This is a genomic window from Micromonospora sp. NPDC005161, from assembly GCF_053599855.1.
The window spans coordinates 11,134-37,115 of the sequence record NZ_JBSFYQ010000038.1 but is presented as its reverse complement, the minus strand read 5'-3'; the positions used below and the strand labels follow the sequence as shown (position 1 = coordinate 37,115).

Below are 25,982 nucleotides of genomic sequence, written 5' to 3'. Positions count from 1 at the left end.
AGTCTATGTCGAAGCTGGTCAACAGCCTTAAGGGCGTGTCCTCGCGGCGGATGCGACAAGAGTTCCCCGACCTGACCCGCCACTACTACCGAGGCAACAAGCTGTGGTCAGCCTCGTACTTCGCCGGCTCCGTCGGCGGCGCACCCTTGACCGTCCTGCGCCAGTACATCGAGCAGCAAAACCGTCCCGGTTAGAGCACGCTCGGGCCTGGCGGCCCTCCCGCGCGGGCCCCCACCCCCGCCCTAAAGGGCGCAGCACAGGCCCGCATCTTGGTAGCGACGACGATCGGTGGCCGACGGGCCTGCCCTGCGATCCGAAGGAGTGGACGTCGAGCCCGGCGATGGCGAGCAGAGCCTCCTCGAACATGTCCAAGCCTCGGCCCAGCATGCCTGGGCCGAGGCTCTGCTGCGGACGGCCGGGCCGGTGAACCGGTACCCGGCCGTCCGCGTTCTGGCAGCTGGCGAAGCTACTGGTCCAGCGGCTCGATCCAGATGTTGCGGTACTGGACCGGATTGCCGTGGTCCTGCAGTCGGATGGCACCCGTCGCCGGGCCCTCGGGCCGGCTGCCGCCAGTCGGGCCGAGGATCTCGACGTCGTCGTGCACCCTGACGCCGTTCCACACCACGGTGACGCGGGGGTTGTCGACCTTGTTTCCGGATGCGTCGTAGCGGGCCTGCCGGTACACGATGTCGTACGTCTGCCAGGCCTGCGGCGGCAGCGCCGCGTTCACGTCGGGGGCCTTCTGGGTGTAGATGGCCGCGGCGTCGTTGGTCTGCGGCGGGTCGATGCCGAAGGAGTCCAGCACCTGGATCTCGTAGCGGTCCTGCAGGTACACCCCACTGTTGGCGCGCGCCTGGCCGGTCACGTCCGGCGGGTACAGCGGCAGGTTGAACTCCACGTGCAGCCGGAAGTCGCCGAAGGCCTGCACCGTGCGCAGGTCCCCGTTGCGCACAGTCATGGCGCCGTCGGCGATCGCCCACTCCGGTTCGCGCCCGTCGCTGTGCTGCCACTCGGTGAGCTCGCCACCGTCGAACAGCGTGATGCGCTTGCCGTGCGTCCGAACGGCGAGCACGTCCAGGTTCACGTGCCCGGAGTCCGCAGCCTCCTTGCGGTACTCGACCAGGTTGCGACCCTTGTTCAGGCGCACCGTGGTGCTGACGGTGCCCCACTCCTCCCAGGTCACGGTGGAGGGGAAGACCGTCTGCTCGACCCGTTCGCCGTTGACGTACAGGCTCAGCTGCTTCTCGCCGGAGTAGGGATTCGGGCCGTTGCTGTAGCGCATCGCCAGGTCGTACGTCCCGGCCTCGCGGACATCGACGGACATACGGGTCGACGCGCCGTCGCCGGCGAACCCGGCGGCGAAGCCGGCGCCGGAGTAGGCGGCGTGGTCGGTCGCCATGCCGACGCCGGCCGTACGGCCCTCCTCGGCCTCGAAGAAGGTTTGCGGCTGCACCACCCGGCCCGGGATCTCGTTGAGCGTGTACCAGGCCTCAGTGTTCCACAGCTCCTCGCCGCCGGCGGATGAGAACGGACGCGGGGAGCGCACGTGCACCACGCGGTTCTCCTTCAGGCCCGGGATCTGGAGCTTGACGGTGCGGCCGTCGGCCGACAGCTCGGCCTTGGCCACCTTGAGCGTCTCCAGCTCGAGCTTGGGACCGCCGTACTGGCTCGTCGCGCCGTAGCGCCACTGCGTCACCTGGTACGCGTCGGGGAGTTCCTGCGCGGTCTCGGCCGACAGCGGCTTGGTGTACTCCAGTTCGAACCCGACGTGCGACGCGCGCATCTGCTTGACCTCGAAGACCGAGGTGCCGTTGGGTGTGAGCTTCTGCAGGCCGTAGGTGAGCTTGCCCTCCTGGCCCCAGTTGCCGCCGGCGCCCAGGCCACCGGTGTAGAGCGCGCCGTCGGGGCCGAGGGTGACCTCGTTGACGCCGGCCTCCAGGCCCTGCGTGTGCCGGAACACCGCGCCCTGGTACTGCCCCTCGATCTTTTCAAGAAAGACGCGCTGCAGGCCGCCGTAGGTCACGTCGCCGACGACCAGTTGTCCCGCGTACGGCCCCTGCTTCAACAGCACGGGAGTGGACGGTGAGTTGCCGATTTCGTTCTGCGGGATCCAGACGATGGGACGCGTCACGGGCTTGTCGTCGAACGGACCCGCGGGCGTCGTGTAGTGGTTGTAGAACGCCTCCTGCTGGATCTGGACCAGCTTGGATGCTGGCAGCCAGCCGCCCTGGTTGTCGGTGACGAAGACCTCGCCGCGGGGGCCCCACCCGATCCCGTTGGGGGTGCGCAGCCCTCCGGCGACATACGTGATTTCGCCGGTCTTGGCGTTCACCCTGATCGAGGTTCCGCGATTCGGGGCGGGCTGGGGCACGGTGGTGGCGCCGCCCTGGTTGATGGCGACTGACAGGTTGAGGTAGAAGTACCCGTCCCGGTGGAGCAGGCCGAACGCGAACTCATGGAAGTTGCCGCCCCATGGCCAGGTGGCAACGGTGCGGCGGTCGTCGGCGAGGCCGTCGCCGTCGGTGTCGCGCAGGGCCGTCAGCTCGTGTTTCTGGCTGACGTAGACGGTGCCGTCGACCACCGCAACGCCCTGGGGTTCGCGCAGCCCGTCTGCGAACTTGCGGTATGTCACCTGCTCGGGGCTGGTCTGGCCGGTGACGCCCTCGACCACGTAGACCTCGCCGGTCGCGGTGTCGGTGCCGCCCCAGGTGGAGATCATAAGGTCGCCCTCGGGCAGGAACGCCATGCCGGTGACCTGCGGCTGGAGCCCTTCGGGGCGCAGGTCGGTGAGGGTGTAGCCCGGGTGCACCCGGTCGAGCGGCAGGCCGTCGCCGGCCGAGTCGGTCGCCCCCTCGCAGTACTTCCATCCCGGGGCGGTGACGCGTACGACACCGGCGTCGGTGCTCAACGCGGAGTTCGGTATGAGCTCGAAGTCGGCTGCACCCGGGCGGCGCCATTCGAGCCGCAACACCTGGCCGCCGCCATTGTCGAAGAACTCGAGGCGAATTGGGTGCAGGCCGGCGCTGAGGGTGGTCGACCCTTCCTTGGAGGTTTCGCCGTGCAGACCGTCGTGGTCGACGACACGCTGATCGCCGATCGTCAGCCGTGACCCGTCGTCGCTGGTCAGCCGGAATGTGTAGTCGCCATCGACGGGCGCGGCGAGATTGGCGATGACGTGGCTGATGAACCGGTCCGAGAGTCCGAACTCGTCTGTGGTGGTCCAGTTGATCTTCGGCATGAGCTTGTCGACGTTCGGTGTCTGTGCCGGCTTGAGGGTGCACAACGTCGACAGCGGAGTTCCCATGTCGTACGAACGCAGGGTGACGCCGGGTTCCTGCGGCGGGACATCGACAGTGACGGGTGCGGCCCTGGCTGGGGTGATGGTGACCGCGGCGAGCAGGGTCGATAGAGCGGCACCTGCGGCCACGAGCCTGACACGACGGCGTCGGCGCCATCGGTTCGGTGCGGTCATGCTTCCTCCCGGTGGGTGCGGGTCCTGGCCGAGGCAGGAGCCGTGGAACTTTCTCCCCCTGGACCGGCCAGTACGGTCTCGGAAGACAAAAGATCGATCGCTGACGTTAACACTTTGCATTGATTAAACGGAACTTTTAGATTTGTGGATGGAAGTCCCCCGCTGGTCCATGACCTTGGCTGCATCTGGGCAGCGCGCAGCAACGCGGCGGTAGCGCGATCAACAAGCCACCGGGTGCCCGGCCGGGCCAGACACGTGCCGTCGGGAGCGATCGCCGAGGTGGCCGGTACGGACTCTTCGCCATCGCCGAGGGCTTAACCGCCCGAACCGATCAACGGCTCGGTCATGGTCGGACTGGCGCTGTTGCATTGTCGGATCGGTGGACGCGTTGAACCCGTGTCGGCCCCCGTGGTCAGATCGCTTGGGCGAGTTCGGTGAACGCGGCGGCGACCCGCAGAGCGGGCGGGGTGTCGATGGCGAGTTCGTAGTGGCCGCGGCGCAGGTTCTGCATGAACGCGTGGCCGGCGATGATCACCTGTGCTGTCTTGTCTGTTCGTAGCCCGCGCATCGGTCTCAACCGGTGTTGAGCTGGCTGTGATCAGCCTCGATCGGGTTATTGGCGTACGGCTCGACATGGTGCCACGCGGACGGGACCAGCTCATCCAGCACCCCGGGGTAGACCGGCGCGGCGTCGGTGACGACCTCGCTGTGTGTCACCTTCAATGTCGACAGCGCCCGGCGAAAGAACCTGCGGGCCGCTTCGGCGTCCCGGCGGGCCGAGACCAGCACGTCGATGACATGCCCGTCCTGGTCGACCGCCCGGTACACGTACCGCCACACGCCGTTGACCTTCACGAACGTCTCATCGACGAACCAGCGGTCACCTGGCGAGTGGCGGCTGAAGCGGGCGGCGTCGGCCAGCAGTGGGGTGAACCGCTGCACCCACCGGTAGGCGGTGACGTGATCGACCTCCACGCCACGTTCGACCAGCAGTTCCTCAACGTCGCGATACGACAGGTTGAAGCGTAGATACCAACGAACCGCGACCACGATCACCTCCGGTGGGAACCGGAACCCGGCGAACGCGGACGTCGGAGGCAGCCACGGTCCAGGTCGGGTCGATGACTTCACTGCTCAAGCCTGCCTCGATCTTGCCGACGTTCAATGCAACAGAGCCGAAGCCGACAACCTCCGCCACAAGCCCCGCTACCGGAACACGCCGACGGGCCTCAAGTTCCTCTGACCGGGCCGGCCGGGTCCTCGGCATGCGCGCGCGTCGGACGGGCAGTGACGGCGAACGGACTGTGACGGTAGCGCGAGCAGCTAGCACGCCTTGTCAGATCCGTACACCGGCGGGAGGGCCTCTAATCGAACGAGAGACCACGATCGCTGCCGCCCGAAGGCGGTGCCTACGGAGCTGGAGTGAACGACAAATGGGAAAGCGTGTATGGCCGCCCGCGTTCGCGACCGCGCGGACGAGCGGATACGTAGCCCTGAGGCGGCAGCCGCTCGAGCGCGACCGCCAAGGGCACGCGGCCACCACCTGCACCGAACACCGCTTCTTCCCGCATTCGCGCCGTTCATGTCAGCGGCGGAGCCAGCTAGCCCTGCTGAGCCGCACGCCGATGGCCCGTCGCTGCCGGCGTAAGCCAACCGGATGGCTCTGACGCGACGAGTACGCCCGGTTGCACAGCGAGTGCAAGACCATCACCGACCTGACCTTCGAGATCACGAGGCTCCTGGTCCGCCGCCTGGTTCTCGTGCTCCACGCGCCGTTCCAGTCCGCGATCGTCCGCCGGTTATCGCTGGCTTGGCTGCTTTCCTGGCTGCTCGCGCAGCCGCTAGGCTCCCCGCCCGATGTAGCCGCGGGTCCACGCCTTCGTGAATCTACCCCGGGTGATGGGCCCGGTCCGGCGCAGGTAGGCCACCATCAGCACCAGTCCGACACCCCCCATCGAGAGGAGCAGCCAGCGGGGCAACTCGCGCGATACTGGGGCCGGGGCACAGGCGGTTGGCGTCGGTTACCTGACTGGGTTGAGGCCGCGTCGGAGCGCATCGACTGTTTCGGCGGCCTGGCGCCGAGATACGGCCGCGCCCGTGATGGTGGCCGATCGGTGGAAGGTGCCGGGGAACAGGTGCAACTCAACCGACACGCCGGCATTCAGCAGGCTGGATGCGTAGGCCAAGCCCTCGTCACGCAGCGGGTCATTCTCGTAAACCGATACGTACGCCGGGGGGAGGCCGGAGAGATCGTCGGCGCGGGCCGGTGCCGCGTAGGGAGGAACGACCCCGTCACGCCCCCCCAGGTAGTGCCGCCAGCTCAGCACCGCGTCACCTTGGTTCCACAGCGGGGTGTCGCCGAACGTACGCATCGAGGTTGTGCCCAGCCGGTCATCAACCTCGGGGGCGTCGAGCAGCTGGAAGCACAGAGGTGGTCCGCCGCGGTCGCGGGTGAGCAGCGTCAGTGCTGCGGCGAGGCCGCCGCCGGCGCTCATGCCGTACACGCCGATCCGTGCGGCATCGACGCCGAGTCCATCGTATTCGGAGGCGATCCAGCGCAACACGGCCTCGCAGTCATGCAGGGCAGCCGGGTACGGATGCTCGGGGGCCAGCCGGTAGCCGACCCCCACGACGACTGCGTGCACTTGGGTGCACAAGTCCATGGCCTGTGCGGTGGCCGTCTCCAGGTCGCCCATAACGAATCCGCCGCCGTGCAGCAGGAGCAGAGCGGGAAGTGGGCAAGTGACGTTGGGCGGCGTGCAGACCCTGACTGGCACGCAGTTGCCATCCATACCAAGCACCTCGTGGTCGGCAACGATGACCTCGCCCCGTGAGGGTCGTTGCGCGCCCGCAGCGAGCTCCCGCATCCGGGCGCGGGCCCCGGCGAGGTCGTGGATGTGCAGGTCCGGCAGCGTGGGCAGGGCTGCTGCCAGCTCGGGATCCATGTACACTCTGCGACCCCCTTGCCAACTGGTGACAGTGTTCTCCTGGGCAACCCGGCCCTGCCACTGCCGTTGACGTTCCTGGCGCGGAGACGGACCAGGCATCGGTCCTCGCGCAGATCGGACTGCTCAGGCTGAACCAGCTTCCAGCCCTGAGCCGTGGTCAAGCTTCCGTTCTCACCGACGACACCAGCAGGCTGAACCACCTGAACCGGTCACCAGCGCACTGAACGCCCGTCAGTCGCCGTAGACCGCGCTGCCACGCGCTGATCCTGCTTCTCTGCTGGCAATGTACCAAGTAGGCCACGCGCCACGAGCTGTATCCCGGTGCGCCCCGCACATTTGGCCGCTTCCCACTGGAGCGTTAACTCACCCATTGCATGCACGGTGCCGCGACGGCACCGGGTCCGGCAAGCGCAGCCGCGGCGTGCCGGTTACAGCTGTTCGACGACCTGCCGCAGTTCCGGGTTGAGTGTCCAGCCATGCGTGTCGAGCAGCCCGCGCAGCTCGGCCAGCGCGGAGCGCGCCGGTATGCCGGTGGTCAAGGTCGTGTAGCGGGCGGCGACCGCCGGCGTGCGACTCTGACCGGCGGCGCAGTGCAGCAGCACCACATGCCCCTCCTTACGCAACTCGAGCACCATCCGGGCGGCCTGATCGACCACGAAGTGCGGCTGCGCATTGGCGCCGGGCTGGTCGACAAGCCACACCGACACCCAGTTGCCGTCAGCCACGTCGTCGAAGTCGTCGCAGCCGACGCGGCACAGGGAGACCACCGCGCTGGCGCCCGCCGAGGCCGCATCGGTGTGAAGGTTGCCAAGGATCACCCCGGGATCGTGCGGATGCGCCAGCATCAACGGTGCAACCGCAGGTCGCGGCGCGTGAGCGCAGCCCGGCCAACCGCCCTGGCCGGCCTGGCCGCCGTGGGCCGTCAACAAGGCCAGGCGGATCAGGTCCGCCGCACGCTTGTTCGGCCAGCCGTGAACGACGCGCTGCCAGGCCTGGGGCACCGCGGAAGAGCCCCACCGTGCGCCCAGCAGCGCCCCGGCGATCGCCGCGACCGTGTCGGTGTCGTCGCCGACACGCACCGCCGCCGCCAGAGCGCGTTCGAGATGCTGGCAGGGAAAACTCCCGTGGCCCGGATTGTGCTCCGGCACGTCGGTGTGGGTGATCGCCGACCAGGCGGCCTGCAACGCCGCGACCACGAACCCGTTGGGACGGAACTGCTCCGGCGGCTTGGACTCCGCCTCAGCCAACCAGCCCGACCACTGGTCACGCCGCCCTGCGGGCAGCAGGTCCAGACCCTCGCGTACGCCGTCGAACGTCCCGTCGAGAACCGCCCGGCGAATCCCCGCGCACCACAGCACACACGCGTCCGCGGCCAGGGGATCGTGATGGGTCAGCTCACTGACCGCCCGGGCGGCCTCGGCGAGCGCCTCCGGCTCGCCGAGATAGGCCAGCGCAACCGGCGCGGTTGCGCATCAGGGACCCGTTACCCGCGCTGCGGCCGGTTCTCCGGTGCAGCTCTGCGGCTGCGTCTCGCATCGCGGCGGCGATGCCCGCTCCGCTCAGGTGGGAGACCGCGTCGAGGACCTGCCGGGTCTGCACCCCGATGTCGCTGGCGCCCTCCCGTCTCCATCGCAGAAAGTTGCCGGCGATCCGGTCGAGGGAGTCGCTGGTGCGCAGGTCCGCCCCGGTGGCGGATACCTCTGCGATACACACTGCCATCTGGGTGTCATCGCTGTACTCACCAGGCGCGTACGGGCCGAGCCCCCCACCGCGCATCACCGGCTGCTCGCCGACCGCGAGCGGCAGCTGGAACTCGTACGGCATGCCGCCCCGAGGAGAACCCCGGCAGCCCGGTCGCTCTGGATCGCGTCCAGCGGCACAGTCGCTGCCATCAACTCCCCCACCCTCGCCAACTCCTCACACCCTCATCGGCCTGGGCCAGTCCGGCGACCATACTGCGACGGCGCGGCTGGAAACATCCTCACCCCGGCCGGGTTTGCCGCCCGCCGGATCGGCACTGCGCGGTTATCACGCTCACGCCGCCGATCGTTCGCCTGGCGAAGCGGAGGCTAGCAGCGGCCGCCGGAATGTCGCACCGCGATGATTCACTACCGTCCCGCAAGGCAAGCCCTGCTCGGTACCCCTGCCGTGCCACCAAGGAGGCAACATGCAATCTCCGCACATCTGGATGTCGACCTGCTGGCACTCGAGACCGACGACCAACTGTCCGTGCTCGTCGAACTGACCGCACCCACGGCGTCGGCCCGCGCCGCCGCCCGCCCGGCATCCACGCTGCAGGTGGTGCTCGACCGCAGCGGCTCGATGGCCCGTGGCCGCCTCGACGGCGCGAAGACCGCACTGCTCGGCCTGATCGACAAACTCGATCCCGGCGACAACTTCGGGCTGGTCGCCTTCGACGACCGAGTCGAGGTAGCGGTCGCAGCCGGCCCCTCTCGGACAAGCAGGCGGTGAAACCCTGGGTGTCAGGGTTGGGTGAGTCCAGTGGTTCAGAGCAAGTAGCCCTCCCGGGGCGAGGATGGATCTTCCTTCGATGACGATTCCCAGCACAGATATGTCCGTCAGGCACGATGGGGTCATGGCGACGGAAGGACCTCGATCAGACCGGCCACGGCGGCGGTCGTTTCCTGCGGCGGAGAAGCTGCGGCTGCTCGCCGAGTACGAACAAGCCGTGGCAGACGGCGACGGCAACGGGTATCTGCGCCGTAACGGCTTGTACTCGTCGTTGATGAGTGAGTGGCGCCGCGCCCGTGATGCCGGCCTGCTCCAGGGGAAGAAGCCCGGTCAGAGCGTCGGACACCCGAGTGGGGAGCAGGCCGAGATCGCCCGGCTACGCCGCCAGTTGGAGCTGGCCAACCGCAAGATCGCCCGGACCGAGGCGGCGTTGGACATCATGGGAAAAGCACACGCGCTCTTGGCCGAGATCTCCGAGAGCGCGGACACCGACACCAAGCCGACCAAGCCCTGACCGACGCCCACACCCAGTTGCTCGCCGCGGCGACGTCGACCCGCAGTGCGGCCCGGTTGACCGGGATCGCCCGCAGCACCGCCCACCGACGCGCCCGCACCCCTGATGGGCGTGCGCCGGCGTCGCGGCCGGCGCCGGTGAACCGACTGTCTGACGCTGAACGCGCTCACGTTTTGGCGGTGCTCGACAGCGACCGGTTCGTCGACACCACCCCGACCGAGGCATTCGCGACGCTGCTCGACGAGGGCGTCTACCTGGCCTCGATCTCCACCCTCTACCGCATCCTGCGCACCAACGATCAGGTCGTCGACCGGCGCCGCCAGGCCCGACACCCCACCCGGGCCCGTCCGGAGCTGACCGCGACCGGGCCGGGGCAGGTGTTCACCTGGGACATCACCAAGCTCCCCGGCCCGGCCAAGGGCGTCTACTACGACGCCTACGTCATGATCGACATCTGGTCGCGGTACATCGTCGGGCACCACGTCGCCGCCAGAGAAAGCGCCGAGATCGCCCACGACTTCATCTCCGAGATCATCACCCTGCACGGCGTCCCGCAGGTCGTGCACGCCGACCGCGGCACCTCCATGACCTCCACACGCGTCGCCACACTCCTGGCCGACCTGCGCGTCACCCGCACGCACTCCCGACCCCGGGTCAGCAACGACAACCCGTTCTCCGAAGCCGCGTTCAAGACCGTGAAGTACCACCCCACGTTCCCCGAACGCTTCGGGTCCCTGGCCCACGCCCGCGCGTTCTGCGACACGTTCTTCGCCTGGTACAACCATGAACACCACCACGCCGGCATCGGGCTGCACACCCCCGCCGACGTCCACTACGGCCACGCCGCGACCCAACAGAAACAACGCGAACAGGCCCTCGACACCGCCTGGACCGCCCACCCCGAACGCTTCTCCCGCCGGCCCAGACCGAAAGCGCTGCACCTGCCCGACGCCGTCTGGATCAACCCGCCCGAACCGGCAACCGATCAACCACTACCCCAAGCGGCGTAACACCCACTGGTCCCACCGACCTTGACAAGTTCCGAAACGCGCGATCGCCAAGCTCGACGCTTGCGGCAGCACCGACCTGTCCGCCGGCTACCTGCGCGGACTGCAGGAAGCCGCCCGCATCGCCGGGCCGGCCGGAGCGAACGTGCTGCTCATCTCCGACGGCCACGCCAACGCCGGCGTCACCGACGCTGACACTCTGGGCGCCATCGCCGCCAAGGCCCACGCTGACAACATCACCACCTCGACGCTGGGCTACGGACTCGGCTACGACGAACGGCTCATGTCGGCGATCGCCCGCGGCGGGGCCGGCAACGAACTCTTCGCCGAGGAAGCCGACACCGCCGGCGCGCTCATCGCCGGCGAGGTCGAGGGCTTGCTCTCCCAGACCGTCCAAGCAGCGTCGCTGCTGATCCAGCCCTCACCGCACGTACGCGCGGTCCACATCGTCAATGACATGCCCGCGACCACCACCGGTGACGGGCTACTCGCCGAACTCGGCAACTTCTACGCCGACGAGACCCGCAAACTGCTGCTGACCTTCGACATCCCCGCCATCGCCACCCTCGGCCTGGCCCAGGTCGCCACCTGCCAGTTCACCTGGGTCGAGTTACCCACGCTGGCCCAGCACACCATCACCGTGCCCCTGCACGTCAACGTCGTCCCCGGTGACCAGGCCGCGGGACGGGTACCTGACCCGACCGTACGCACCGAACTGATCTACCTGCAGGTACAGCAGGCCAAACGACGCGCCTCCGGCCACCTCAGCGCCGGTGCCCCCGACGCAGCGCTCGCCGAGATCCGTCACGCGCAGGACGCCCTCTCCGACGCCCTGCCCGCAGCGCCGGCCCACCTGCACGACGACCTGACCGAAGAGGCAACCGCCCTGGCCTACCTCTCCGACCAGACCGAACATGGAATGATCGCCCGAGCAGCGAAGTACTCCTCGATGGACGCTGCGTACAAGTCGGGCAAGCGCGGCCGAACCCGCCCGCCGTCAAGCGAGCCGAACTGACCGCAGACCAGCTGCGCACGTCGGCGTTGAGCTCACGACCGAAGGCAACCTGTGTCGATGCCAGAGACAGTGAGTCCATTCGTTCGAGGGCGGGTGGATCAGGGTGAGCAGGCCACGCACTGCGGGCATCAACCGACGGCCGTGATGGCCACAATGCCGTCGCTGCCCCAGTCGCGCGCCCTCCGTGGACTGCGGCGTGGCGGGCTGCGCCGGTAAGGTGCCGGCGGCGGGCAGCATCTCCTGCTACTCGCCAACCGCGGCAGACCCCTTCCAGACCAGGCCGCCAGCCTGCTACCGGGCCTCCTGGCACCTACCCGGACCGGACTTGCGCCAGCAGGCGACGAGGTTACAACCTGGGATGAACGACACCCTCACCTCCAGGTCCACCGGACTGCACGAAAGGCCGACCTTAGACTGCCGCCGCTCATGATCCATCGTCCGCCGGACGCGTTAGAACCTGTTGGCGGGCACGGCACCCTCACAAGTGGCGGTGGACCCAGGTTCAGAACAGCTGCGAACCGGCCGAGAGCCGGGCGCGACGCTAAGCCCCCGACCTCAACTTGACAGAAATGGGAGCGTCCACTCGGCCGGCAGCAGGCCGGCAGCAGGCTGTCTGGTCTCGGAACCCGCGTGACAGCGTCCCGCCAGATGCTTGACATGCTCGATATTCGGCTGATTGATCGCGTGGTGTTTGCGGGTCTCAAGCTGGGGGCCGTTCTGCTTGTCTAGCGGGTGGTAACGGCGGCTCGGGTGGCTGTTTTCTGGTGCGGAGTGTGTCGAAGGTGGCGATGCCGGCTAGGACGAGAGCAGCGGTGGTGGCCGCGGCCAGTGCCGGCAGGAGGATCATGGCGGGCGAGGTGCCGGCGAGCACTAGTGCACCGATCAGGCGGGAGCGGGAGACTCGGGCGAATACCGCGTGTTCGAAGAGGGCGCGTCCGGCTAGGAACAAGATGGGCCCGCCGAGGATGACGAGGATCCAGGCCCGGTCGGTGTGCCCTGTCGGGTGTTTGATGACAAGCTCGTAGCCGACAGCGACGGCGACGATGCCGGACACCATGAGCGCGTGAGCGAGGAACGCCTCTCGGATGAGGCGGCTGGACTCGGGAGCCGCCGTGATCGCGGCGGGCAGTAGCCGACCGGCCCGGTAGAGGTAGATCCGAAATAGCAGCACGGTGGTGGTGAACGACACCGCGAACGCTGCGGCGGCAGCGGGGCGAAAGGGTCTGTCACTGTAGGCGGGGGGCGGGGTGTCGCTGACTGGGCAGCGCCCGTTGACTCGGGCGCTCGGGCGCCCACAATAACGATCCGGGCGCCGCGCTGGGCCGGATCGCCGCAGACACCACGGCCGCGAAGCGGCCCGACCGGCTCGCCGCGCGTCGCCGCTCGTTGGCAGGTGAGGGTCGGGCGCAGCGGGGAAAGCGGCCGGATGGCCGACGATGCGCTGACCCTCTTCCTCGCGGGCGACGTGATGACCGGCCGTGGGGTGGACCGGATCCTGCCCCGGCCGGGCCCGTCCGACCTGCGCGAAGGCGCGGTCCGCGACGCGGAGACCTACGTCAGGCTGGCCGAGTCGGTCATCGGGCCGATTCCACGCCCCAGGGCCACCGCGGTGGCCCTGGGGCGTCGCCCTGTCACTGCTGGACCAGCTGCGGCCGGACGCGCGGATCGTGAACCTGGAGACCGCGGTGACCGGCCGGGGCGAGCACGCGCCGGCCAAGTCGGTGCACTACCGGATGCACCCGGACAACTTGTCCTGCCTGGCCGCCGCCCGGCTCGACGTCTGCGCGTTGGCCAACAACCACGTGCTCGACTTCGGCCCGGTGGGCCTCACCGACACCCTCGACGCGCTGGCCGGGGCCGGGATCGCCGCCGCCGGCGCCGGCCGGGACGCCGCGGCGGCGTGGGAGCCGGCCCGGGTGGACCTCGGCCGAGGTCGCCGGATGCTGGTCTTCTCGGTGGCCGCCCCGTCCAGCGGGGTGCCCCCGTACTGGGCGGCCACCGCCGACGGGCCCGGGGTGGCGTACCTGCCGGAGACCTCCGCCGCCACCGCCGAGCAGATGGCGCGGCGGATCGCCGCCGAGGCCGAGCCTGCCGACCGGGTGCTGGTCTCCGTGCACTGGGGCACCAACTGGGGGTACGAGGTGCCGGCCGAGCACGTCGAGTTCGCGCACCGCCTGCTCGACGCCGGCGTGGACGTGGTGCAGGGTCACTCGTCGCACCACCTCCGACCGGTCGAGGTCTACCGGGACCGGCTGATCCTCTACGGCTGCGGGGACCTGGTCGACGACTACGAGGGCATCAGCGGGCAGGAGGTGTACCGGCCTGAACTGCGGCTGCTCTGGCTGCCCGCCCTCGACCCGGACACCGGCCGGCTGCGCGGCCTGCGGGCCGCCCCCGTGCGGATCCGCCGGATGCGTCTGGAGACCGCGAGCCCCGACGAGGCGCGCTGGCTCGCCGATCTGCTCAGCCGCCTCGGCACCCGTTTCGAGGTCGCCGCCGACGGGCTGCTCACTCTGGCCGGCGACTGAGCCGGGTGGCCCGCGCCACCTACCGCCCGCCGTGGGCCCGGTGGCCATGGGCGCACAACGTGTGCAGAAGCGCATCGATTGCCGGCTGCTTGCGCTCCAGTGCGGCGAGCTTGGCCCGGCACTGATCAAGCTCGGCGGTGTGTCCGCGCGCAAGCTGCGCGAGATTTTCGACGGCGACAGCTGGCGCAGCTGCACTCCGCCTCGCCGTCGATCTGGCAACTTTCACCACTTCATCGACGCCACCGGCCAGCAACTCCGCGACGCGGAACAGCATGCGATGCCCCCGACGGCGTGGACCGCTGGCCGCCTGACTCACCCAACAACCGCCAGCCGGGCCGGCAACACTGATCCCGCTAGTATCCACTCGCATTTCGTTGGCTGTCGGCTTGACGACACCACGCTGGACGCCGGTGCCCACCAGGCGCACTTTCACAGTGCACGATGCGTATACAAAGGCGCGCTCACCGCGGTCGAGGAGCATCGAAATGTCCGACGTCGAGGTGAAATCCTACCGGTACCTGCGAACTGCGATGGTCGCCTTGCTGCTCGGCCTTGGAGCAGCGGTGATGTACCACAGCCTACAAGCGGGCGCTTTCCTGGCATCCGTTAGTGCCTACTACTACACGCCTGCGCAGGCGATCTTCGTCGGCGCCCTCATCGCCCTCGGGGCCTGCATGATCGCCTTGAAAGGGACGAACGAGGTCGAAGACGTATTTCTCAACCTCGGCGGGATGTTTGCGGCCGTGGTCGCAATCGTTCCCACGTCGCGCGGCTCTGACTATAGGACGGCGGTTCGCGCTTGCGAGCAGGCGGACAGTCCGGCGCTCGAAGAGCTGGACTGCCCCACGGTCCGGACGTTGGCCGAGGCCACCAAAGCGAACGTCGAGAACAGCACCGTTGCTCTGCTGTTTGTGGGCGCGCTGGCTCTCCTCGCCGCCATACTCTTCTACTCGTTGAAAGACCGGAGGACGCCTGGGGCAAAGTTCCCTCGGTGGGCATACGCAGCGGCGTTGGTGGTGTACGGCGGATCTGCCGGTGCTTTCGCGGCGTCCAGGGCGTGGTTCATTGATAACGCCCACTACATCGCCGCCGTTGGTCTGCTTGCATGCATCATCGTCGTGGCGGTGGCCAACGCACTTCGACGCGACCAGGGACGGCAGGAGACTCTGAACGCCGTTCCCGGCGCGCTAGCCCGATCCAGGGATTTCTACGCATGGTTCGCGCGGATCCTGCTAGGGGCTGCCGCCGTGGGCACGCTGTTGTGGCTTGTCGACTGGATCAGCCTCTTCCTGCTCGAGATCGTCGTCGCCGCGTTCTTTGCCGTGTTCTGGATGGCGCAGACCATCGAACGGTGGCGCGACGAGCCCGGGCCCGGGCAGTGATCCTGGTGATCTGCCACCCAGCAAAGCGCAGGCAAGGGGGTTCGTGTCGGTGGGGCGAGTTGAACCCCAAATACGTGATCAGGATGGCCGCTGAAATGCCGTTATCCTGAGATCCGAACCACCGAAGGCGCGGCTATGTGTTCTGCCCAGAGACGTTGGGGACGGTTGAAGTGCGTTCGGCGGAGCCCGTCTAAATCCGGCGCCCCCTCTGTACCAGCCGGGCCAGATCTTTTCCGCGGACGTCGAACCGGAGCTGGCCCGGGTGCTCGCCGCGGGCGCCTCCTGTGCTAGGCCGACTGTGAAGGCGAGCGCAACTTGCGGTCGGCAGGTTCAGTCGGTCGTAGCATTTGATCTTGGCGGTTCGGTGGGACAGGATGTTCTGCCGTGCGTGCGTTGTTGACCTTGGATGATCGGGAAGAGATATCCCGTGGCCTGGCCGAAGGCTTGGAGTACAAGCAGATCGCGGTCCTGATCGGCCGTGACCCGTCGGTGGTGTCGCGGGAGGTCGCCCGGCACGGTGGCCGGACCGCCTACCGGGCCGCGGCCGCCGACACCGGTGCGGCGGTGGCGCGGCGGCGGCCGAAGACGTGGGCGGTGCAGCGGGCACCGGGCCTGGTTGAGGTGGTCCGCGAGCGGCTGCGGCTGGGTTGGTCGCCGGCGTCGATCGCGGGTCGGTTGGCGTTTGACTACCCCGACGATCAGGCTTACCGGGTGCCTCACGAGGCGATCTACCAGTGGGTGTACGCCCAGCCGGTGTCCACTCTGGCTCGGGAGCTGATCGGTCTGCGTACCGGCCGCACGGCCCGTCGTGGCGGGGCCCGGCCGGCTCCGGCACCACGCATCCGCGAGCCCCGCTACCTGGACGAACGCCCCGCCGAGGTGCAGGGCCGGCAGGTCCCCGGGCACTGGGAAGGTGACCTGGTCATCGGCAAGGCAGGCAAGAGCGCCGTGGCGACGCTGGTCGAACGCACCTCCCGGTTCGTGGTCCTGGTCCCACTTACCGGCCGGGACGCCCTCACCGTCGGCGACGCGATCATCGCCGCCGCCGGGACCCTCCCACCGCAGCTGGCCCGCTCGTTGACCTGGGACTGCGGGTCGGAGATGGCCGGACACGCCCGGATCACCGCCGCCGGACTGCCGGTGTACTTCGCCCGCCCGCACTCACCCTGGCAACGCGGCAGCAACGAGAACGCCAACCGGATCCTGCGCGAGTACTTCCCCAAGGGCTTCCCGATCACCTCCGACCCCAAATATCTGGCGATGGTGGCTTCCGAGATCAACGACCGACCCCGTAAGATCCACGGTTGGAAGAAGCCCTCCGAGATATTCACCGAGCTCGTCGAGGCAAATGCTTCCACTGGCTGAACCCGCCCATCTCTCAACGGCAAAGCGGTTCATCGTGAGGCCGGCTGGGCGTAGGCCGGTGCCGCCAGGAAGCTGCGTGCTCCCAATCTGCCCCCAATTTAAGGGCAACAGCGCGAAAGCCCGTTACCGGTGGTTCCGGTGACGGGCTCGCTACCTGCAAATATTCATTGTGGGCGAAACTGGGATCGAGCCAGTGACCTCTACGGTGTGAAGCAGGACGCTACACCGACTCTGACCTGCGGAGACGCGAGACCGCAGGTGGGGGCGCATGCGTTGGGCGTGGTTCGGTGCCGAGTACCGGCCGTCTATCGAAGCGAGCTCTACGCCTCCAAAGTCGGGGTGGCGCTACAGGCCGCTGGGGTCAGCGTCTCTCGCAACGAGAGGGACTACGGTCCTGACTTCCACGCGCAGACCCGTGACGAGCATGGCCGCGGTCTAGGTTAGGTACCGCGAGCGTGGACCGCTCAGGACGTAAGACATCCGCCAGGCGGAACGCTTTACCCACGGCATCCGGGGTGTCGCCGACGAGAACAACAGGCTCGTGGAAGCAGTGACCTGGAACGACGACAGAGACAGCGGCCTCTTGACGCGCCCTGATGAGGGTCATGGCCGCTTCCGCTCCTCCAACTGCCGCCGAACATCCGGAGGCTGACGGACACTGACCCATTTGTTGCGGCGGATCTCCTCGTCGGGCAGTCGCCAGACCGTCCAGCCTCCCCGGACGGGGCCACGATCGTACGTCCGGTAAAGCGCTCCACCTTGTCCCCGTCGGGGAGGTTGGTAGCCCTTGTGGTGCCCGGCGAGGTGATCTCCCGGCTGATCTCCGAGGAGAGCCGGGGGTTCGGGGCGGAGCCCCGAGGTCTTCGTCCTGGCCGTCGGTCACTACTACCGATCGGCTTGGCTAGCGGCTGTCTCGCCATCGACCACGACCGCACGGTTGGTCAAGTTTCCCGGCGTCTGCCTTGCCAGGTTCAGAACTCCTGAACCTGGCAAAGCTCTCAACGGCGGCGAAGGACCAGCACGTCCTCGTGCGCCACCAGGTGCACCGGGATGCCTTCGTCGCGGGTCCGCCGGACCGCCATCAGGCCGAACATGCTGGCCCGGTGCACGACCTGCCCGTCACGGACGGCGGCGAGCATCGCCGCCGTCCGCTGCACCGGGGCCAGCCCGGCTGACTGCGCGACGGCGAGCAGCTCGCCGGGCAGGTCGATCAGGTCATCGCGTTGGCGGCGTACCGGTCGGGAGGTGATCACCACGGTGCCGCCGGGACGCAGCAGCTGATAGCTGGCGGCCAGGATCGCGGCGAACCCGCCAAGCAGGCGGGACCACCCCGCATAGGCGAGATTGCCACGCTCGCGGTCCCCATACAGGTGGTTTCGCTTGCGTACCCCGGTACTCGTGGTCTGCACGAGGCCATGCGTTCCGCGCCCGTACGGCGGCGAGGTGAGTACAAGGCTCACCCGGCCGACCGCGGACGCGGGCAGCAGGTCGAGCAGACCGGTGGCGTCCCCGGTCAATACCGTCGCCGTTCCGGCGGCGCCCTGCGACGCGGCGAGGGCGACGTTGGCCTCGGCCAGTGCGGTGTAGCGGGGCTCGATGTCGATCCCGATGCCCTGCCGCCCGAGGTGCATGGCCTCCACCAACGTGGTGCCGCACCCGCACATCGGGTCGAACACCACATCGCCCGGCGCGGTATACGCGCTGATCGCGTGCGCGGCCAGGTGAGGCAACATCTTGGCCGGATGGCTGGAGGTCCCCCGGACGTAGCGCCCTCGCCGCTGGTCACGCGCGGGTATCTGGCAGGTCAGCCACACCGAGGTGACCGGCAGCGTCTCAGCCATCGGCGTGCCCCTTCGCCATCGCGCTGCGGGTCAGGATCAGCACGTCGGTGTGGATCGCTAGCTGCGCCTGCTGGCCACGCCGGGGCGGCCGGTCGGCCGCCACGATGTGCTGCAGGTATGCCAGCCCGGCCCGCTTCGCGGCGACGACGACGTCGACCGGCAGGGTGACGTTGCCGTGCGGCAGCAGCACCGCCACGCAGCCGCCCGGCGCGAGGCGGGCGCGGCAGCGGAGAAAGAACTCGACCGGGCAGGCGTCGGCGACGGCCCAGCCGGTGACGATCAGCGTCGCCGCCTCACGCCCCCAGGCAACCGGGCGGGCCGCCTGCAGGTGGCTGCGGCGGTGTGCCGCGATGACCGCGCGGGCAAACTGCGGCCCCTCGGCCAGGTCGATGATGAGGTCGCACGGGTGGGTGAGGTTGTGGACCAGCCGCACGCCCATCGCGTTGGACATGGTCTCGCCCTCCTGCGGAGCAGGGACCGGCCAGACGGTGATCGGCACGGGCGGGTCGCCGGGCACCACGTCCCCCACGGGGACCGGTGCGCGGTGGACGTTTCTATCGGTCATGGGCACGGTGGCCCCCGGACCGGCGGGCGTACTGACGATCCCCAGTGCGCCGCTGACAGGCCGATCGAACCCGCCCCTCCCCTGACAGGAACGGTCAGCTCGGCCGCCAGACAGCCCCGCGGGCGGGCGGCGCACCGGCGAACCTGACACGAGCGGACACGACCTGTCCTGGTCTGACACTCGCTCGTGGTGTCAGGTCGGGCTGTCCCAATCGGGGGTCTCGAAGCGTTCGCGCAGGGCGAAGCGCTCCCGTGGAGGAGGCATCACCATGGCCACAACCCCCCGCACGAGGACAGGCGACACGGCGCTGACCACTGCCGAGACAGCCTTCGAGCTACTGACCTGCGAACCGGCTCCGCTGGTGTTCGACGCTCGCCCGGTACCAGGTCTGCCGGACACGACGATGCCGCTGGACGAGCTACGCGAGCTGCTGATGGACGGACGCTACGACAGCGACACCACCGATGAGCTGTGGCGGCAGTTGGCCCACCACGCCCGCGAATGGGGACCGGCCTGGGTCGTCGGCGCGATCGGCGTGGCCCTGCCCGCCCTGACACACCTCGCAGCGAAGATCAGCCGCGGCTACGCCCGGCACGCCGACGACGTCGACTCCGCAGTCCTCGCCGGGTTCCTTCAGGCACTGCGTGCGGCGGACCTCACCCCGCCCCGGTTATGGCTGCGGCTGTGCTGGGCGGCCTGGCGCGCCGGGGCCGCGGTCGTCAAGGCCGACGACGGCGAGGAACTGCCGCTGGACCTGCCCACCGGCTCGCGTTCGCCGAGGATGCCCTACGGGCATCCGGATCTGTTGCTCGGCCGGGCGGCCGCCGCGGGCCTGATCACCGCCGAGGCCGCTGAGCTGATCAGCGCCACCCGCTTCGGGGACGCGCTGATTGAGCAGTTGGCCGCCGAGAAGGGCGTCACCGCGTCGGTCCTGCGGATGCGCCGCCGCCGCGCCGAACGCGTCGTGGCCGCCGCAGTCACGCGGGGCGACCTGTCCGGCCCGAGCCGCTCGTCCGGCTGCCACGAAGCCGCCATGGCGGCCTGACAACACCGCCCTGTGGGCATACAGCCTGAGTACATCGGTAGGTACGCCGTGACCTACAAGGACTTACTTTCCGACGCGATCAATGCGGCTGCTCCGGGGCTGTTCTCGTTACCGAGCTGACCACTGCGACCGGCTACACCCGATCCCTGCGCCACCGGCGCAAGCGCGCGCATCGCGGTTGCATAGAGCGTTTTGATCAGCGTGTCGGCGTCGCGTTGCTGCTCAAGGAGGCTGTTCAGCGAATCGCCGAGCGAGGTGGACATGGACACCACGGCGCTGCGCCGGCCGTCGTCGGTGACTCCGGTGACCGTGATGTAGCCGCCGTCGTGGCCCTGGTAGACGCCGCCGCAGGGCAGCGGGCGGCTGACCAGGCCGAGCCCGTGGAGGCCGCGCGGCCAGATCGCATTGATGTCCTCGTTGATCTCGACCGTTCGTTTCATTTCGGCCAGTTGCGCGGGGCGCAGCAGCGGGCCGCCCAGCAGCGCGTGGAAGAACCGGTCGAGGTTCCGGGTGCTGGAGACCATGGAGTCCGGGTCCACTAGGGCGCGAGCACCGCAGGTTCCGGGGTGGGTGCCCCGTCGGGGGTCCGGGGCCCGGCGATCTGCGGCTGCGCCGTGTGGGCGCGCGTGACCGAAAGCGATGCTGCAGGCAGGCAGCGGGGACCCCGGCTGTGTGCCCGCCGGGACGGTGCGTCAGAGCATGGCGAGCCGGTCCACCAGCAGTTTCACCCTCTGCTCGGTGTGCTCCGGCGGCAGCCGTCCGGCCCGGGTCAGGGTGGCCAGCCCGTGCAGGGCCGCCCAGAATGTCTCGGTGAACAGCCCCGGGTCGACGCCGTCCCCGGCGACCTCGCCGAGGCTCTCCAGTAGCGCGGCGAAGGCGTCCTTGAGAGGTGCCGGGGTGTCCTCGTGGGCGAACGCCAGGCCGCCGTCGAGCTGGAAGATGGCGTCGTAGACCGCCGGGTTGCGTGCGGCGAAGTCGAGGTAGGCGCGGGCGAGGGCGGTGACCCGGCTACGAGGGCCGTCCGCGGCGGCGGTCGCGGCCCGCACCGCCGCGGCCATCTCGGCGGCGCCCTTGAGGGCGACGGCGCCGATGATCTCGCGCTTGCCGCGGAAGTGGCTGTAGAGGACGGGCTGGCTGTATTCGATGCGCTCGGCGAGCCGGCGGGTGGTGACCGCGTCCCAGCCCTGCTGCTCGGCGAGGTCGCGGGCCGTGGCCACGATGAGGCGTTCGCGGTCCGCCCGTTCGCGGTCCTTGCGTTCCTGTACCGACATGATTCGATCCTAGCACCGCTAGGCAACCGAGCGGCAGCAGTGCTAGCGTTGCCACGCCAGCTATCAACGCTAGATCCCAGGAGGGGTCTTCATGCTCAACGCACTCGAGGTGTTCACCACCGTGGTCGTCGGCGTGATGGTGGGGGTGGAGTTCTCCGTCGCCTTCGTCATCAACCCGATCCTCAACGCCCTCCCGGAGGACTCTGGCCAACTCGGCCGCGCCCACGGGGGCCGGATGCTCGGCGCCGTGATGCCGGTCTGGTACATCGGCTCGCTCGTCCTCGTCGCGGTCTGGGCCATCGCCGGATGGCACCACCACGGCACCGGCCTCGTCGTCACCGCCGGCGCACTGCTGATCCTCAGCGTGATCATGTCGATCCTGCTGCTCGTCCCGATCAACAACCGGGGCAAGACGTGGACCCCTGACAACCGGCCCGCCGACTGGAAGCAGCAGATGAACCGCTGGGACCGCTTGCACTACGTCCGCGTCGCCGTCATCATCGCCGCCTTCGCCCTGCTGGTCACCGCCCTCACCTGAGCCCGCGGGCCGACACCGCGCACGCGGCGCGCAATCCCCACTCCCCCGGGCGGCAGCGGGCCCGACATCCGGGAATGCAGCTGCCGCTGAGAGCCCACAACTGGGATCCCGACAAGCTACGCCCCTCGATGACCTGCGCGGCTCTGGGCTCTGGTTCGGGTGAGGTCATTGATCCAGATCACCGAGGCACGTTGCAGGACGACGGTGGCTTCGAACGCCTTGCGGGTACTAGCGATCCGCAAGCGTCCGTTGGGTGACACCGGGCGCCTGGTGTCACGATCGGCGACCCCGCTGGTGGCGACAAGGTGCCGGCCGTCGGAGGTGGTCACTCGGGCTTGAACGCCGGTCACCCCGAGGGCGTGGATCGCGTCGGTGTCCCGTTGCAACCGGCCGGCGGCGTGGCCGGAACCGGTCACCGATCCTTCGGCCCGGGTCGAGCCCGATGGCCGTGAACGTGAGGGCGACAAGCTGCGCCGCCGCACCCAGCGCGACCCGCTGCCTCGGTTTCTGCTGTTCAGTCTCATGGCACTGACGTTAGGAGCGGCGTTGACGCGGACCGATACCTCGTCCCACCCGATCCGGTACAGCTCGCTGTAGCGTCGCCGGCGTCACTCGCGAACGCCAATCGCGTCGACCGGCTGCGACCGCATGGCGATCCGGGTCGAGGTCATGATGGCGGCCCAGCCGAGCAGCGCGGCGACCGCGACGATTCCCAGGTAGATGAGCGGTGGGATGGACGGGATCAGCGTCCTGGTCAGCCCGATGCTCGTGCCGATCAACGACGGGATCGCGGCCAGGGTACCGATAAGAACGGCTGCGACGACGATGATCCTCGTCTCGCTGCGCATCATCGCGAACACCTGGCGACGGGTGGCGCCGACCAGTTGGAGCAGGGCGAATTCGCGCAAGCGTGCGGCGGTCGCCATCACCAGGGTGTTCACCACGGCGATCGCGAGGTAGCCGAGCATGACCGCGTTGAGGATGAGGCCGACCGCAGACTCGCCGGCGGCGGCATCGCGCTGCGCGGCGACGAACGACTCGCGGTTGTTGACCTGGACGCTCGGGAGGTGTTGGACGGCCGATCGCAACGCATCGCCGAGTGCCCCGACGTCGGTTCCCGTGGCCGCCGCGATCAGCACCGCGAAGTCCAGGCGGTCGGTGGTGTGCTCCAGGACGAGGTCGTGCGGCAGCGTGACGTCACCGAAGCCGAGTCCTCTCTCGTAGAGCGCCACCACCGTGGGTCTGATCGGCGTGCCGTCACCGAGACGTAGGTCCACGGTGTCGCCGAGAGCAGCGCCGAGGGTGCCCGCCGCGATCCGGCTCAACGCGACCGCGTTGTCCCGCACATCCGCGACATCGCCCTCCAGAACGGCGAGATCCATGGTCTCGGCGAGCCGGTCGCCGATGATCCCCTGCGCCGGGTAGGTCCTGATCTGAGGGTCATCTCCCGAGGTGAACGCCAGCGTCCGCGTGCGGACGACCGGGGTCACCGCCGAGACGCCGGGCACGTCCCGGAGCACGTCCGCGACCTCGGGCGAGACGCCAGCGGACGTGGACGTGACGACGTAGTCCGCGCGCAGTCCGTCCGCGGCCTGATCCTGCGCGGCCGAGCTCGAGGTCGTCGCGCTGAAGAGCTGCGCGGCGGCCAGGGTGATGCCCATGATCACAGGAGTGGTCGCCGCGGCGAGCCGCCGGGAGTTGGCGTGCGCGTTCGCGGTCGCGAGGAACCCGCTGACGCCCGAACTGCGGTTCAGCCAGGGGCCCAGCACGGTGACGGCACCGCCGAGCAACCGCGGCCCCAGCAGCGCGACAGCGAAGACGAGCAGGAACGCCGAGAAGGCCGCGCTTTCAACGGCCCCTTCACCGGGTAGCACCAGCGGCAGCACGGCCGCGGTGGCGAGACCGACGGGGATCAGCAGCAAGCCGATGGTCAACCGAAGCCATCCGAGTTTGGGCGGCTCCACCGAGGCCTCGCCGAGCGCGTCCACCGGCCTGAGCTTGGCCGCTCGCCGGGCGGCTATCCAGCCGCCCAGACGGGCGCCGACCAGGCACAGCACCATCGCCACGAGTACCGGAAGCGGGCTGATCGACAGTTCGAAGTCGTCCGGTACCGCGCCGACCAGGGTGAAGGCTTCGTGTAAGAGGAAACTCAGCCCGATGCCCGGAATCACGCCGAGCACTGCCCCGAGCGTGCCCACCACCATGGTCTCGGCGGCAATCATGCCGAGCACCTGCTTCGGGGTCGCGCCGATCGCCCTCAGCAGCGCCAGTTCCCGCAGCCGCTGCCGAACGGACAGGGCAAGTGTGCTCGCCACGACGATCATGATCACCAAGACCATGCTGCCGCCGAACGCCAGCGACAGCTCGCTGATGAACGAACGCGTGCTGCCGATGTCGAGGAACTCGACCTCGCTGCGGTCACTGCCGGTGTAGACGACCACATCGGAGGCCGCCGCCTTGATGGCGCTTGCCAACTCGTCGGCATCGACACCGGGCGCGGCCAGCACGCCGATCGCGTCCACCCGGTCTGGTTGGCCGGTCAGTTCCCGGGCCCGGTCATCGGTGAAGAACAGTGCGGACTGCCGGACGAGACTGCCTGCAGGCAGACCCGCGATGCCCGTCACCCGGAAAGTCGACGTGTTCGAGCCGACCACGAGCCGAACCGACGCGCCGACAGTGAGGCCGGCCCGCTCGGCCAGCGCGGAGTCCAGCACCACGTCGTCCGGCCCGGTCGGGGCCCGGCCAGCGCTCGTGGTGAACCGGCCGAGCGTGGCCGACTGCCAGCCATGCCCGAGCGCGGGCGTGCCGTCCGGCCCGGCGAGCACCTCGGCGTCGGCCATCACGAGGCTGACCGGGACGTTGACCTCGGCGATCGCCGCCCGGACGCCAGGCACTCGCGCGATATCGCCGACCCGGTCGGCCGGCAGGGTGGCCCGCTCGCCGAACCTGGGATCCACGTCGTCGGCCACCAGCAGTGCCTGCGGGGCGCCCACCACCAGGTCGGCAGCCTGATAGCGCTCGGTCGGCACGCCCGAGCGTTCGCTGCTCTCCAGCAGGATCCCGCAGGCCGTGATCACCGCCGAGCCGAACAGCACCGCCGTGAATGCCGCGACGAACCCCCCCTTTCGTCCCTTGACCGTGCTCCAGGCCAACGCCAGCATGCGCTTGGACATCACGCGGCGGCCCACGGCTCGCCTAGGTGAGTCATCCGCTCGGCGATCTGCTCGGCGGACGGTCGGGGCATCTCGCCGGCCAACCGGCCGTCTGCGAGGAACACCACGGTGTCAGCCTGCGCGGCCGCCACCGGATCGTGCGTGACCATCAGCACGGTTTGCCCCAGGTCGTCGACGATCTTCCGGAGCAGTGCCAGGACCTGGCGGCCGGTGCCGCTGTCCAGCGCGCCCGTCGGCTCGTCGGCGCACACCAGGTCGGGCCGGTTGATGAGCGCTCTGGCGATCGCCACCCGCTGTTGCTGGCCACCGGAGAGCTGGCTCGGGCGCCGGTCGTGATGCTCGGCGAGCCCGACCGCGGCGAGGACACTCGCTAGTTGCTCGGGATCGACCGGTTTCTCGGCCAACCGGACGGGCAACGTGACGTTGTCCGCCGCGCTCAGCGCACCGAGCAGGTTGTACGCCTGAAAAACGAACCCGATCCGGTCCCGGCGCAGCTCGGTCAACTCGGTCTCCGACCGGCCGGACAGCTCCGTGTCACCCAGCACGACCCGGCCCGATGTCGGGCGGTCCAGACCGGCCGCACAGTTCAGAAACGTGCTCTTGCCGGACCCGGACGGGCCCATGACGGCGGTGAACGTACCGCGCGGGAATCCGACTGTCACCCCGTCGAGAGCGCGTACCTCATTCCTCCCCGACCCGTATACCTTTGACACCGAATCCAATTGCACTGCGTACGGATGTGTCGCAAATGTCGGCATTGCATCCGGGTATAGCGAGTGGATCGCGGTGGCCTCGACCAGCGCCCCGCGTCGTCTCGATAGGTTTCTGCTGTTGAACCTCATGCGT

General features: G+C 69.0%; 21 protein-coding genes and 2 pseudogenes. 9 read left to right on the top strand and 14 right to left on the bottom strand.

Translation table 11 applies throughout. The features are described from left to right. Window positions 1–5 precede the first annotated feature (5 nt). Window positions 6–194: pseudogene (gene tnpA, locus ACWD5O_RS28730) on the top strand (IS200/IS605 family transposase); the annotation flags it as partial. 272 nt (window positions 195–466) lie between these two features. Here the strand turns inward: tnpA and ACWD5O_RS28725 are convergent. The 5 genes and pseudogenes from ACWD5O_RS28725 to ACWD5O_RS28705 form a co-directional block, all read right to left on the bottom strand. Beyond that, the gene (locus ACWD5O_RS28725) at window positions 467–3,427 is read right to left on the bottom strand and encodes a family 16 glycoside hydrolase (protein WP_450087178.1); all 2,961 of its coding nucleotides are present in this window, start codon (window positions 3,425–3,427) and stop codon (window positions 467–469) included. Window positions 3,428–3,884: 457 nt separating this feature from the next. Continuing rightward, window positions 3,885–4,573 (bottom strand): annotated as a pseudogene (locus tag ACWD5O_RS28720) (IS6 family transposase). 920 nt (window positions 4,574–5,493) lie between these two features. Further along, window positions 5,494–6,417: an alpha/beta hydrolase gene (locus tag ACWD5O_RS28715; RefSeq protein WP_387330297.1), complete on the bottom strand. Its 924-nt coding sequence runs from the start codon at window positions 6,415–6,417 to the stop codon at window positions 5,494–5,496. 431 nt (window positions 6,418–6,848) lie between these two features. Next, window positions 6,849–7,871, bottom strand: coding sequence for an ADP-ribosylglycohydrolase family protein (locus ACWD5O_RS28710; RefSeq protein ID WP_354968836.1), 1,023 nt, complete (start codon window positions 7,869–7,871; stop codon window positions 6,849–6,851). After that, a complete protein-coding gene (locus tag ACWD5O_RS28705; protein WP_354968831.1) occupies window positions 7,816–8,244 on the bottom strand; it encodes an ADP-ribosylglycohydrolase family protein in 429 nt (142 codons plus the stop codon). Before ACWD5O_RS28705 ends, ACWD5O_RS28710 begins: the two co-directional genes overlap by 56 nt. Before the next feature lie 405 nt (window positions 8,245–8,649). Here ACWD5O_RS28705 and ACWD5O_RS28700 point away from each other — a divergent pair, with 405 nt between their 5' ends. The 3 genes from ACWD5O_RS28700 (at window position 8,650) to ACWD5O_RS28690 (ending at window position 11,428) form a co-directional block, all read left to right on the top strand. After that, window positions 8,650–8,892: a VWA domain-containing protein gene (locus ACWD5O_RS28700; RefSeq protein WP_354968832.1), complete on the top strand. Its 243-nt coding sequence runs from the start codon at window positions 8,650–8,652 to the stop codon at window positions 8,890–8,892. Window positions 8,893–8,971: 79 nt separating this feature from the next. Beyond that, a protein-coding gene (locus ACWD5O_RS28695) for an IS3 family transposase (RefSeq protein WP_450087177.1) occupies window positions 8,972–10,416 on the top strand; the annotation gives its coding sequence in 2 pieces (ribosomal slippage) (window positions 8,972–9,341 and window positions 9,341–10,416; 1,446 coding nt in all). Between the two features lie 142 nt (window positions 10,417–10,558). Continuing rightward, window positions 10,559–11,428: a hypothetical protein gene (locus ACWD5O_RS28690; RefSeq protein WP_450087176.1), complete on the top strand. Its 870-nt coding sequence runs from the start codon at window positions 10,559–10,561 to the stop codon at window positions 11,426–11,428. 700 nt (window positions 11,429–12,128) lie between these two features. On the opposite strand, the gene ACWD5O_RS28685 is transcribed toward ACWD5O_RS28690, so the two are convergent. Continuing rightward, complete coding sequence (locus ACWD5O_RS28685) at window positions 12,129–12,764, bottom strand: low temperature requirement protein A (protein WP_450087209.1); 636 nt, start codon at window positions 12,762–12,764, stop codon at window positions 12,129–12,131. A 142-nt stretch (window positions 12,765–12,906) separates the two neighbouring features. On the opposite strand from ACWD5O_RS28685, the gene ACWD5O_RS28680 reads away from it, so the two are divergent. Beyond that, the gene (locus ACWD5O_RS28680; protein ID WP_450087175.1) at window positions 12,907–13,956 is read left to right on the top strand and encodes a CapA family protein; all 1,050 of its coding nucleotides are present in this window, start codon (window positions 12,907–12,909) and stop codon (window positions 13,954–13,956) included. Between the two features lie 19 nt (window positions 13,957–13,975). Here ACWD5O_RS28680 and ACWD5O_RS28675 read toward each other — a convergent pair whose 3' ends face one another. Then, window positions 13,976–14,230 (bottom strand): hypothetical protein, encoded by a 255-nt coding sequence (locus tag ACWD5O_RS28675; protein WP_354968608.1) that lies wholly within the window; start codon window positions 14,228–14,230, stop codon window positions 13,976–13,978. Window positions 14,231–14,441: 211 nt separating this feature from the next. On the opposite strand from ACWD5O_RS28675, the gene ACWD5O_RS28670 reads away from it, so the two are divergent. Continuing rightward, entirely contained in the window at window positions 14,442–15,338 is an 897-nt protein-coding gene (locus ACWD5O_RS28670; RefSeq protein WP_450087174.1) for a hypothetical protein, read from the top strand. A 393-nt stretch (window positions 15,339–15,731) separates the two neighbouring features. Beyond that, a complete protein-coding gene (locus ACWD5O_RS28665) occupies window positions 15,732–16,703 on the top strand; it encodes an IS30 family transposase (RefSeq protein WP_450005394.1) in 972 nt (323 codons plus the stop codon). 998 nt (window positions 16,704–17,701) lie between these two features. Here ACWD5O_RS28665 and ACWD5O_RS28660 read toward each other — a convergent pair. After that, window positions 17,702–18,544 (bottom strand): TRM11 family SAM-dependent methyltransferase, encoded by an 843-nt coding sequence (locus tag ACWD5O_RS28660; protein ID WP_450087173.1) that lies wholly within the window; start codon window positions 18,542–18,544, stop codon window positions 17,702–17,704. Further along, entirely contained in the window at window positions 18,537–19,109 is a 573-nt protein-coding gene (locus tag ACWD5O_RS28655) for a hypothetical protein (protein ID WP_450087172.1), read from the bottom strand. Before ACWD5O_RS28655 ends, ACWD5O_RS28660 begins: the two co-directional genes overlap by 8 nt. 268 nt (window positions 19,110–19,377) lie before the next feature. Between ACWD5O_RS28655 and ACWD5O_RS28650 the strand changes: the two genes are divergently transcribed. Next, a complete protein-coding gene (locus tag ACWD5O_RS28650) occupies window positions 19,378–20,154 on the top strand; it encodes a hypothetical protein (protein ID WP_450005363.1) in 777 nt (258 codons plus the stop codon). Window positions 20,155–20,207: 53 nt separating this feature from the next. On the opposite strand, the gene ACWD5O_RS28645 is transcribed toward ACWD5O_RS28650, so the two are convergent. Both ACWD5O_RS28645 and ACWD5O_RS28640 read right to left on the bottom strand, forming a co-directional pair. After that, complete coding sequence (locus ACWD5O_RS28645) at window positions 20,208–20,795, bottom strand: serine hydrolase (RefSeq protein WP_450087208.1); 588 nt, start codon at window positions 20,793–20,795, stop codon at window positions 20,208–20,210. A 51-nt stretch (window positions 20,796–20,846) separates the two neighbouring features. Continuing rightward, a complete protein-coding gene (locus ACWD5O_RS28640; RefSeq protein WP_450087171.1) occupies window positions 20,847–21,425 on the bottom strand; it encodes a TetR/AcrR family transcriptional regulator in 579 nt (192 codons plus the stop codon). Window positions 21,426–21,516: 91 nt separating this feature from the next. Here ACWD5O_RS28640 and ACWD5O_RS28635 point away from each other — a divergent pair, with 91 nt between their 5' ends. Next, window positions 21,517–21,963 (top strand): anthrone oxygenase family protein, encoded by a 447-nt coding sequence (locus tag ACWD5O_RS28635; protein ID WP_387329531.1) that lies wholly within the window; start codon window positions 21,517–21,519, stop codon window positions 21,961–21,963. A gap of 116 nt (window positions 21,964–22,079) precedes the next feature. Here ACWD5O_RS28635 and ACWD5O_RS28630 read toward each other — a convergent pair whose 3' ends face one another. The 3 genes from ACWD5O_RS28630 to ACWD5O_RS28620 all read right to left on the bottom strand — a co-directional run bounded on the left by ACWD5O_RS28630 (window position 22,080) and on the right by ACWD5O_RS28620 (window position 25,894). After that, window positions 22,080–22,487, bottom strand: coding sequence for a serine hydrolase (locus ACWD5O_RS28630; RefSeq protein ID WP_450087170.1), 408 nt, complete (start codon window positions 22,485–22,487; stop codon window positions 22,080–22,082). A gap of 84 nt (window positions 22,488–22,571) precedes the next feature. Further along, on the bottom strand, window positions 22,572–25,136 hold the full coding sequence (locus ACWD5O_RS28625) for an FtsX-like permease family protein (RefSeq protein WP_450087169.1): 2,565 nt from the start codon (window positions 25,134–25,136) through the stop codon (window positions 22,572–22,574). Further along, entirely contained in the window at window positions 25,136–25,894 is a 759-nt protein-coding gene (locus ACWD5O_RS28620; RefSeq protein WP_354968598.1) for an ABC transporter ATP-binding protein, read from the bottom strand. Before ACWD5O_RS28620 ends, ACWD5O_RS28625 begins: the two co-directional genes overlap by 1 nt. Window positions 25,895–25,982: the final 88 nt, after the last annotated feature.

Excerpts from the sequence above, each read along its gene's own strand:
- ACWD5O_RS28635 (WP_387329531.1), top strand. The coding sequence starts at position 21,517 with ATGCTCAACGCACTCGAGGTGTTCACCACCGTGGTCGTCGGCGTGATG.
- ACWD5O_RS28620 (WP_354968598.1), bottom strand. The coding sequence starts at position 25,894 with ATGCCGACATTTGCGACACATCCGTACGCAGTGCAATTGGATTCGGTG.
- ACWD5O_RS28715 (WP_387330297.1), bottom strand. The coding sequence starts at position 6,417 with ATGGATCCCGAGCTGGCAGCAGCCCTGCCCACGCTGCCGGACCTGCAC.
- ACWD5O_RS28655 (WP_450087172.1), bottom strand. The coding sequence starts at position 19,109 with ATGACCGATAGAAACGTCCACCGCGCACCGGTCCCCGTGGGGGACGTG.
- ACWD5O_RS28630 (WP_450087170.1), bottom strand. The coding sequence starts at position 22,487 with ATGAGACTGAACAGCAGAAACCGAGGCAGCGGGTCGCGCTGGGTGCGG.
- ACWD5O_RS28705 (WP_354968831.1), bottom strand. The coding sequence starts at position 8,244 with ATGCCGTACGAGTTCCAGCTGCCGCTCGCGGTCGGCGAGCAGCCGGTG.
- ACWD5O_RS28660 (WP_450087173.1), bottom strand. The coding sequence starts at position 18,544 with ATGGCTGAGACGCTGCCGGTCACCTCGGTGTGGCTGACCTGCCAGATA.
- ACWD5O_RS28675 (WP_354968608.1), bottom strand. The coding sequence starts at position 14,230 with ATGCTGTTCCGCGTCGCGGAGTTGCTGGCCGGTGGCGTCGATGAAGTG.
- ACWD5O_RS28640 (WP_450087171.1), bottom strand. The coding sequence starts at position 21,425 with ATGTCGGTACAGGAACGCAAGGACCGCGAACGGGCGGACCGCGAACGC.
- ACWD5O_RS28625 (WP_450087169.1), bottom strand. The coding sequence starts at position 25,136 with ATGTCCAAGCGCATGCTGGCGTTGGCCTGGAGCACGGTCAAGGGACGA.
- ACWD5O_RS28650 (WP_450005363.1), top strand. The coding sequence starts at position 19,378 with ATGGCCACAACCCCCCGCACGAGGACAGGCGACACGGCGCTGACCACT.
- ACWD5O_RS28670 (WP_450087174.1), top strand. The coding sequence starts at position 14,442 with ATGTCCGACGTCGAGGTGAAATCCTACCGGTACCTGCGAACTGCGATG.